We start from the raw sequence: 9,514 nt of genomic DNA on the forward strand, positions 1-9,514 counted from the left end.
TAAGAAGAAAAAAAGGGCAATTCAAAATAAACCATCATATGATTTATTAGTCTTGCCCTTTATTCAGTTACAATCCAATTTTATCTATTCATTTTTTACTTCTACTTTCATTATATCGAAAGCCATTATAAAGTATTTGCATAAAATAGCAAAATATTTGTACTTTTTAAATTTCTAAATATTCAACAATAAAAACCCCCATATTAGGTTTTTATCTAATTGGGGGTTATCATTACTATTTAGTATGTTTCAATCTTTTTCTGAATGTTCCATACATCGCAAGTCCTGCCAATGCCATCAAACCAACTAGACTATTTATATCTGTTGTATCTCCTGATGCTACTCCTTTCGCTGATGTCGATGCTTTTCTACCTCCATCTTTACTACTTGGTGCTTTGCTTGGACTATTTACTTTCTTTAAGTTTTTCATCGCTTTTTGTAACTTCATTTCTGCTGCTTTCACTTCCGCTTCACTTACTTCTTCATTCTTAATGACTGCTTGTGCTTCTTTGATTGCTGCATTCAACGCTTTTACACTGTCTGCTGTATATCCTTTTACTTCTAAGTTGTTTGCTTTTGTAACCATCTTAGATAACGCACTTGTATCTGCTTTCAATCTTGCTTTTAACTTCTCTTTTGTTAATGCTTTTGTTGCTGCATCAATCTCGGCTTGCGTTTTACCATTTGCTAATACATTCTTAGCACTTTCTAATGCTGTTGGTAATCCTTTGATTGATGATGCTACATACTTCGCTTTGTTTGCTAAGATCTTTTCAACCGCTGCGATTTCTCTTTCTAACGCTTCTGTATTGATCTTTCTTTCCAATCCATTGATTGCATCAAACAAGTCTTTGTATGCTTTCGCCACTTGTGCTTCTGTTGCATCATCATTCGCTACTATCGTTTTCGCTGCTGCCAATGCTGTTTCTAGTTTTACCCAGCTTTCTGCACTGTAGTCTGCTTCTGCATACTTCTCAGCAATGATGATAAGTGATGTCAATTCACTCTTATCAACAATATCCCACAACTGACTCATTGCATCCGCAATCTTGTCTGTTGCTGCGATAATCGCTGCTTTGTCTTTGCTGTTTGCTTCTACTAATGCTTTTCCTTCAGCTACTGCTTTTTCTAATTCTTTTACTTTTCCTGGTCGATAGCTACTTGTATCTCCATCTAAGATATCTTGTGCTATTTCCACATGTATCTCAAGTGTATCTAGTAAAGAATTCGTTTCTGCTTTATTCGCTTCTAATGCTTTCTTTGCATCCAATAAGTCTTCTATTGCTTTGCTTACTTCACTTGATGAAAGGTCTTCTCTACCTTTTGCTAGTAATGTTTCACTTGCTTCAATAAGTGTTTTCATACCTGCAAAGTCTGCTTCTAAGAAATCATCTTCCATTGCTTTACAAGTATCTATTAATGTTTCTAATGCATCTACTGCTGTTTCTGATGCACGTGGTTCTAGATTCTTAATTGCTTCTTCTAATGCTAATTTGGCTACTTTCACTTCAATAGCTGAAGCATTTTCATCCAAATTCACAGCTGTTTCATAAGCATTCATAAATGTGTTCCATGAAGATGATGTCATTGTATCTTCTTTATCATTGTCGATGATTGCTTCTGCTTGTTCAATTAGCGCTTGCAATTCTTTATTATCGCCTCTTTCATTTAATACTAACGATGTCATCTTAGACATTAATTGTCCTTTCATGATTTCTACATTATTAGCATCTGGATTTGTTTCTTCTACCAAAGTTTTTGCTTCTGCTATTTTATCTTGAAGCGCATCCCAAGATTCAGAAGTATAACCAATATTTTCAATTGCTTCTGCTTGTTCAATTAATGTACTCAAGCCATCAGTATCGGCAACTGTGTTTGCCAAGTGTAATTTCAATTCCGTAGCAGTACCATTGTTATTAACCGCTTGAAGATATACTAAACGTACATGTTGAGTAGTTACTTCATCAAATTCTAAAACAACTGCATCTCTTGTAGATGTTGAAAGTGTTCCTTCTTTTACTTTCGTATAATTAATACCATCACTACTTACTTGAACTTCATATTTTGTAGCCATTCCATTTGTTCCACCAGTTTGACGTGGTAAATATGTTAATCCATTAATTGCTTCTGGTGTATCAATTTTTAAATCAATCCAATGCGGCATTATTGTTATGTTCCAATTTGTATGCCACATTGTTCCTTCATCACCATCAATTGCTAATTCAGGACCTGAACCTCCTTGATAAGATGATGCAGTAGCTTTAAGTCTATTATTATCAACATAATTTATGTTTCCTTTAGCTTTTAACTCTAATCCTTGTAATGCATCTGCAAGAAGTTTTTCATAACCATCTACTACATCTTGTAAAGATATAGGAAGATCTTCACGAATACTTTCTAATACAGATGTTAATACATTTACAGAAGCATCTGTAAACATTGATAAGTCATCTGCGATAAGATTGCGATATGCATCTACACGACTATAATCTGCTTTTTCATAATCAAGTGTATCAATAATGTTATTTATTTGTTCAACTAATGTTTGTACTTCATTAGCATCTGGTGCAAACTTACCTAACACTTGCTCAGCATCTTCCACAAGTGCTGTTAATTCTGCATTTTCTTTATCTTTTAATATTTCTTTTGCATTCCATATTGCATAATCCAACTTCATTGTTGAATTGTATTCTTTACTAACACCTAAACGTACATCATCTACATATCCTATGAAACTATTACTCTTACTTCCAATTCTAGCAAATGGAATCATCGTTGTTGCTAATAGTGGTCTTCCTTCTACTTTTTCACCATCACCAAGTGTATCAACAAGTTCTCCATTAACATATAATTGTGCAACGTTATGTTGATTTTTAATTTCTAATTCAACCCATTCATTTACTGGCAATGTATAATCAAATGAATAATCAAAGTTTTCTCTTGTGAATCCCACTTTACCAGTATCTTTTTGAACAGCTTTAATACTTCCATAGTCACTCTCAAATAAAATTTGTTCATCTGTACTATCTGAAGTTCTTTTTACTTTTACACGAAGATCGTTTCCTAAACCTATGGTTGTAAGCTCACTCTCTACATAACTCTTACCACCTTTTAGAGAAAGAGCATTTTTATTATCAACCTTTTTGATTTCAGCATTCTCTCCAGCTTTCAAATCTCTTTTATTTGCTGTACTATCTGTTAATGAATCCATAAGGAAATGAGCAATTTCTTCTCCCTTACTATCTACTTTATAATCAAAGTTTGTACCTGGTGCACTTCCTAGAATATCTTTTGTAGCGGTTGCTTGCGCTAGATCCATTGATCCTTTTCCCCACAATTTCGCCGCCATTAATGGAATTGGTGCCTTTATACGATCGTATACATCATATTCACTTACTCCATTATCAAGATAATCAGTCATATCATTCCAAACCGCAATTGCTCCACCAATCATCTGCTTATCACCTGCTGGAATTGTCACACCACCAATAGAATTAATCGCTAAGTTGTATACCGTACCATTATTTAAATAATCATAATAGTACCCTGCATTTGGAACGATATAATAATTTCCATCATTACAATTAATTAAATCATAACCTTCTTCATACATTGCATTCATATTAGCATAACCAAAGTTCCATAAATTCATCTGTACATCTTTACTTCGTACAGGTGTTGTCCCTTTACTAACGCTTAGACTACCCCAAATTCTTGCTGTTCTTCCTGTATCTTGCGTATATTTCAACATATCATCTGCAAACTTACGATAAGCTTCATGATTTGCATTATATTCATCTGCTCCAACATGAATGATAGTATCTTCATCAAAGACAGGGTTTGATACATCAGAACCCATATATTCATCAAAGATGTCCTTTACAAAAGCAATACTTTCATCATATTTTGATGTTAAGTTTAAATGATCATTATCACGTCCATATGTTCCATGACGCAAATCAGGACGCACTTTTGTAAGTGCCAATGAATGTGCTGGTGTATCAATTTCTGGAACAATATTAACTCCATAGATTCTTGATTCCTTAATGAAATTTCTAAACTCATCTTTCGTATAGAATACATCTGTACTTGTTAAATCCGCTTGATTTAATCCATTATTTCCACCTTTTTTAATATCTGATTCTAATCGGAATCCAGAATAAGCATCCATTGGATCTAACCCTTTTGCAGAATAATTTTCAAGTGGTATTAAATTATCATTTAAATGTACTTGGAAGTCATTCATCTTATACCATGACATTTCTTTAACAACTTGTTCTAAATAATCTAAAGTAAATGTTTTTCTACCAACATCTAAGATAAAACCACGAACCTCATAAAGTGGATAATCTCTCGTAATTCCTTTTGGAATACTATCATTGGCTTTTATACTTTGTAAAATTGTTCTTGTAGCCCAGTATGCACCTGTTGTTGTTTCTGCCTCTACTTTTACACTATCTGAGATATCAATGATATAACCTTCTTCTTGTAATCCTTTTGATGTATCACTTGTAAGTGCAAAGTAAAAATCTTGTGCTGATGCACTACCATTTACAACTTCAATATCATTCCCTGTAATTTCCTTATAATCCTTTGCAAACGCTTCTGCTACATCTTGTAATTTAGCATCTGCAATTACTACACGACTTGCTTGGGTTGGAACAAATTCTCCACTTCCACCTTTCCACTCACGTAATTCAGGAAGAACAACAGGAGATGCATTATCTGTTTCTTCTTTTATGTAAGTTCCTGGAATTTTTACTTCTTTTTCTTCAAATTCATATTTTTCTGTTTTCTTATCAACAATCTTGAATGATACTTTCACAGATGTATCTACTACTGGTTCATAAATTGATAAATCTTCATCTACCACTTGTTCATAATCTGTACCATTGTATGTAATATCATAATCTTCTGTATCTGGATATTTTACTACTAACTTTTTATCTCCTTTTACAGGTTGAACAATTTCAATATTTTCCTTAATATCTGAAATGTTTTCTTTTGGTTCTCCTCCATATACTTCCATCTCATATAAAGAAACCGTGTTCCATTCTACTCCACCATCTGGATCTTCTTTAGTAGCACTATCGATATATAAACGAACATAACGAGCTTTTACAACTTCATCTAAGACGATTTTTTCATTTATCTTTGATGGACGATCATTAAATTCTTTAACTTTGGTCCAATCACTTTCTTGCATTGGTTCACTTAATGTATCAGCAACTTGAATTGAATATTTTGTTGCTTTTCTATTTTCCCAAAACAAACGTAATGTTTTAACATTCATCTTTGCTCCTAGGTCAACATAAAGCCAATGTGGCGCATTTTTAACTGCACTTGCCCACCTTGATGTACGTGAACTTGTATCTCCATCAAAAGCTTTTGCTGCAGATAAAGTACTTGCTTCAATTGTACTAGCAACACCTGTTTTCCCTAAGGCTACATTTTCATTTGGATCTTGTGGTGCTTCATCACCTGTATATTTCACTTTAAAATCTCTACATGAAACACTTGGATATCCCTTTACTTTGGTAACTTCAAGTTTCACATACCTACCTACTACAGGCGCTTTTAAAATATCTTCTGATTTCTTAGTAGTATTCCCTACTTTTGCTACAACTGGTGTTCCCCACTCACTTGTACTATCAGAAACATAAATATTGTAATTTTCCGCATAAACACTATCACTTTCCCAAATCATTGAGAAATAGTCCATGTTTAAAGATTCTCCCAAATCAACATAAGCCCATTGTGTAGCATCCCTTTCTGATGACCAACGACTCTCTGGATCACCATCTGTCAAATACGATGCAGGCATAGATGAATATGCATTACTAGCAGTAACAGGTTTGTTAAGTGCTAAATCATCAAATGATGGTTCTTGAGCATTAATTTTAATACCGCCTGGAAGCATCGTTGTTATACATAATATACTTACTAAGACATACTTATAAAACTTTTTGATTTTTTTCATATTTTCTTTTCCTTTTTTAGTTCCTTTCTCATTTAGTTCACAAACTCCTGCACCTTTTCTTTCTATCACCTCATATCTAACAAATTAAAAAACTGACCTAAATCTCCCTATGATTCATGCCAGTTTTGCCTACTTAAAGTTACAATCTAACTAAAATTAATATTTATATCTACACCTTGAGTATATATTAGAAACAGAAAAAGTGGTTATCTAAATTAAAAATATGTTTGTACTTTTTAGTATTATTTATGTTTTGTAAACATTTTTTATATATTTATCAAAAAATTCTTTAAAACAAACTATAAATATAATCTTTTCAGTAATTTTTTTTATTATTTATATAAATGCTAAAACCTATTGACTTAGAGTTAACTCCAAGGATTATAATGATAGCAATATTGATAAAACATGCAATATAACAATTATAGGAGGTAGACATGTTAGGAAATTTTATTTATTCAAATCCAACGAAATTATATTTCGGGGAAAATTCTTTAGATTATTTAAAAGAGGAACTTGCTCACTATGGAGACAACATCATGCTTGTATATGGTGGAGGTTCCATTAAGAAAAATGGAATTTATGATGACGTAATTCGTATTTTAAAAGAAAGTGGTAAAAATATTTTTGAAGATGCTGGGGTTATGCCTAACCCTACAGTTGATAAACTATATGAAGGTTGTAAGATTGCTAAAGATAATGCTATCGATTTAATTCTTTCTGTAGGTGGAGGTTCGTGTTGTGATTATTCAAAAGCTGTATCTGTATCCACATATTGTAACGAAGATCCATGGGAGAAATATTTTGCGAGAATGGAAGAAGTAGATAACAAGATTATTCCTGTAGGATGTATCTTAACCATGGCAGGAACAGGTTCAGAAATGAATGGAGGTTCTGTTATTACAAACTATAAAACAAAACAAAAAATAGGTCATGTGTTTGGTGATAACGTATTTCCTAAATTTTCCATCTTAAACCCTGTATTTACATACTCACTCCCTCAATATCAAATGATAGCAGGATTTTATGATATTATGTCTCATATTTTGGAGCAATACTTTTCAAATACTGACGACAATACATCAGACTATATCATGGAAGGTTTATTACGTTCTTTGATTCACAGTTCTAAGATTGCTCTTCATGAACCTACAAATTATGAAGCAAGAAGCAATATCATGTGGACTGCAACGTGGGCTTTAAATACTTTGGTAGCGAAAGGAAAAACAACTGATTGGATGGTTCATATGATTGGTCAATCTATCGGTGCCTACACTGATGCAACACACGGTATGACATTAGCTGCCGTTTCAATTCCTTACTATAGGCATATCATGCCTAACGCAATTGATAAGTTCAAACGTTATGCAATTCATGTATGGGATATTCAAACAGATGGAAAAACGGATGAGCAAATCGCTAATGAAGGACTGGAAGCAATGGAAGCATATATGCGTGAGTTAGGTTTAGTCATGGATATAAAAACACTTGGTGTAAAAGAAGATATGCTAGAAGGTATCAGCAAAGGTGTTCCTATTAATAAAGGTGGATATAAAATACTAAACCATGAAGAAATATTACAAATTCTAAAAAACAGTATGAAATAGAAAAAAAGGAATTCAATTTGTTTGAATTCCTTTTCTCTCTCTTACAAGCTCAATTGCTTCTTTTCCACTCATGTGCTCAATTGATAATTGAATTACACAAACTTTTTCAATATGTTTATCAATTTCTTCCATGGTACGCTTAGTATGCGCTGGAGAATACTTTGTGCCAAAAAGCTTTAAAGCTTCACACTTTTCTTCTTTTGTTGTTAAAAAATGAACACTCCCAAAAACAATTACACTGCGAAAATATGTAGTATGTTTATTTGGAACAACCTCATCTTGATCAATTACACAAAAGGACACTTTATTATTTTTCTTCATGGCATCTATCTTATGACCATCCTGAGCACAATGAAAAAATATTTTTTTATCATCATATACATAGCTTAATGGGATAGCATATGGATGACCATCTTCACTCACTGCAAGCACACCTGAAGTTCCACGTTTTAAAACATCAATACTTTCAGTATCACTTAATATTTGTTTACTTCGACGCATTGTTCTAAACATAAAACCATTCCTTTCTCTCATAATTATAACCAACGGTAATAAATTTCTAATCCGCTTTATTCTTTCTAAGAATCTTCTCCATCGCCTTACCTTTAGCTAATTCATCAATAAGCTTATCTAAATAACGAATTTTTTGCATCAATGGATCTTCTACAGCTTCTACACACACACCACAAACACTACCTGTAATAAGTGATGCATTGGGATTTATTCTAGGAGCTTGTGTAAAGAACACTTCCAAATCGACATTATCATCAAGTTGCTTTTGTAATCCTTTTTCATCATATCCTGTCAACCAAAAAATGATTTGATTAACCTCTTCTTTTGTACGATTTTTCTTTTCTGCCTTATCAATATAAGCTGGATAAATTCTTGCAAAACTCATCTTGAAAACTTTGGGTCTTACCATCTTCTACACCTCTTTTCCTTTTATAAGCTTTCTATTCGCTTTCATTATATCGTATTCATAAATATCCAACAATCCTCGATAATATAAAAGACAAAGCGAAACCTCCTATGAGATCTTTGCTTTGTCTTACTATATTTATTGCTTGATAGAGTCTTCAAAATCAATTTCTATTTTTTCCTTTAAACTTACAAGACCAATATTATTTTCTTTGAAGATATTTAAATAATTTTTCAACTCCGTTTTCGTAGTAGCTAAACGACTTAATTCACTTACCACAACCAATGATACCAATCCATCTCTCATATCATATTGTAAATCCAACAGTTGGGGTTTTTCTTCTGATTCAATATCTTTTTCAGCATAATTTTTAGTTCCATATTTCAACTCATAAGCACCTAAAAAAGCATAACAATCTTCATGATCTGTTAAATGATTAGTTCCATTTCCTTCATGTGTATACACTGCAATAAATTTTATTTTTGTCATTTTTGTTTCCTCTATTTAATCTCAGTTACTTTATTGCCCTCAATCAAAGATTCTCTTTTAAATTGAACAATAGAACCTTCTGGAATATATTTCTTTTTGTTTCTTCTTATCACAGAAGCATTAAAGTATACTTTTTCTCCTGTAAATGTTGTAATAAATCCAAAGCTATTTCTTTTATCAAAATAGTTGATATATCCTTTCCTCATATAACACCCTCCTTTTCTTAAATTTAAAATGTTTTTAACTATTATCACTTCGATAAAACACCTTATTGATATTCATAAAAAAATAATACCTCCTACCTAGATCAAGAAGTATTATAATATTAAAGTATTAGCTCTATTAATGAAGTACGACTTATCTATTACTAAGTATAACATATTTACCTAAAAAAAGCATGTTAGCGACTTTTATTCCATAAAATCGTAAATTGAAAAAGTAAATTCCAGTTAAAAGAAAAGAAATGGAAGTAAGACAGAGAAACAACATCCAGTTCTTTTTATTATGTCGACTTCCAGT

General features: G+C 32.3%; 6 protein-coding genes. 1 reads left to right on the forward strand and 5 read right to left on the reverse strand.

Annotated features, from left to right (window positions below; genetic code table 11):
* Positions 1-235 precede the first annotated feature (235 nt).
* Positions 236-5,980 (reverse strand): discoidin domain-containing protein, encoded by a 5,745-nt coding sequence (locus M2475_RS07970; protein ID WP_277490689.1) that lies wholly within the window; start codon positions 5,978-5,980, stop codon positions 236-238.
* A 437-nt stretch (positions 5,981-6,417) separates the two neighbouring features.
* Here M2475_RS07970 and M2475_RS07975 point away from each other — a divergent pair, with 437 nt between their 5' ends.
* Positions 6,418-7,587 (forward strand): iron-containing alcohol dehydrogenase, encoded by a 1,170-nt coding sequence (locus tag M2475_RS07975; protein WP_277490690.1) that lies wholly within the window; start codon positions 6,418-6,420, stop codon positions 7,585-7,587.
* A 12-nt stretch (positions 7,588-7,599) separates the two neighbouring features.
* Here M2475_RS07975 and M2475_RS07980 read toward each other — a convergent pair whose 3' ends face one another.
* The 4 genes from M2475_RS07980 to M2475_RS07995 form a co-directional block, all read right to left on the reverse strand.
* The gene (locus M2475_RS07980; protein ID WP_277490691.1) at positions 7,600-8,100 is read right to left on the reverse strand and encodes a pyridoxamine 5'-phosphate oxidase family protein; all 501 of its coding nucleotides are present in this window, start codon (positions 8,098-8,100) and stop codon (positions 7,600-7,602) included.
* A gap of 46 nt (positions 8,101-8,146) precedes the next feature.
* Positions 8,147-8,509, reverse strand: coding sequence for a DUF2200 domain-containing protein (locus tag M2475_RS07985; RefSeq protein WP_277490692.1), 363 nt, complete (start codon positions 8,507-8,509; stop codon positions 8,147-8,149).
* 135 nt (positions 8,510-8,644) lie between these two features.
* On the reverse strand, positions 8,645-8,995 hold the full coding sequence (locus tag M2475_RS07990; protein WP_277490693.1) for a recombinase family protein: 351 nt from the start codon (positions 8,993-8,995) through the stop codon (positions 8,645-8,647).
* An 11-nt stretch (positions 8,996-9,006) separates the two neighbouring features.
* Positions 9,007-9,201, reverse strand: a complete 195-nt coding sequence (locus tag M2475_RS07995; protein ID WP_277490694.1) for a cold shock domain-containing protein — start codon at positions 9,199-9,201, stop codon at positions 9,007-9,009.
* Positions 9,202-9,514 lie beyond the last annotated feature (313 nt).

This window comes from Breznakia sp. PF5-3 (genome assembly GCF_029504745.1).
Lineage (GTDB): Bacteria > Bacillota_I > Bacilli_A > Erysipelotrichales > Erysipelotrichaceae > Breznakia.

Excerpts from the sequence above, each read along its gene's own strand:
- M2475_RS07970 (WP_277490689.1), bottom strand. The coding sequence starts at position 5,980 with ATGAAAAAAATCAAAAAGTTTTATAAGTATGTCTTAGTAAGTATATTA.
- M2475_RS07985 (WP_277490692.1), bottom strand. The coding sequence starts at position 8,509 with ATGGTAAGACCCAAAGTTTTCAAGATGAGTTTTGCAAGAATTTATCCA.
- M2475_RS07975 (WP_277490690.1), top strand. The coding sequence starts at position 6,418 with ATGTTAGGAAATTTTATTTATTCAAATCCAACGAAATTATATTTCGGG.
- M2475_RS07980 (WP_277490691.1), bottom strand. The coding sequence starts at position 8,100 with ATGTTTAGAACAATGCGTCGAAGTAAACAAATATTAAGTGATACTGAA.
- M2475_RS07995 (WP_277490694.1), bottom strand. The coding sequence starts at position 9,201 with ATGAGGAAAGGATATATCAACTATTTTGATAAAAGAAATAGCTTTGGA.
- M2475_RS07990 (WP_277490693.1), bottom strand. The coding sequence starts at position 8,995 with ATGACAAAAATAAAATTTATTGCAGTGTATACACATGAAGGAAATGGA.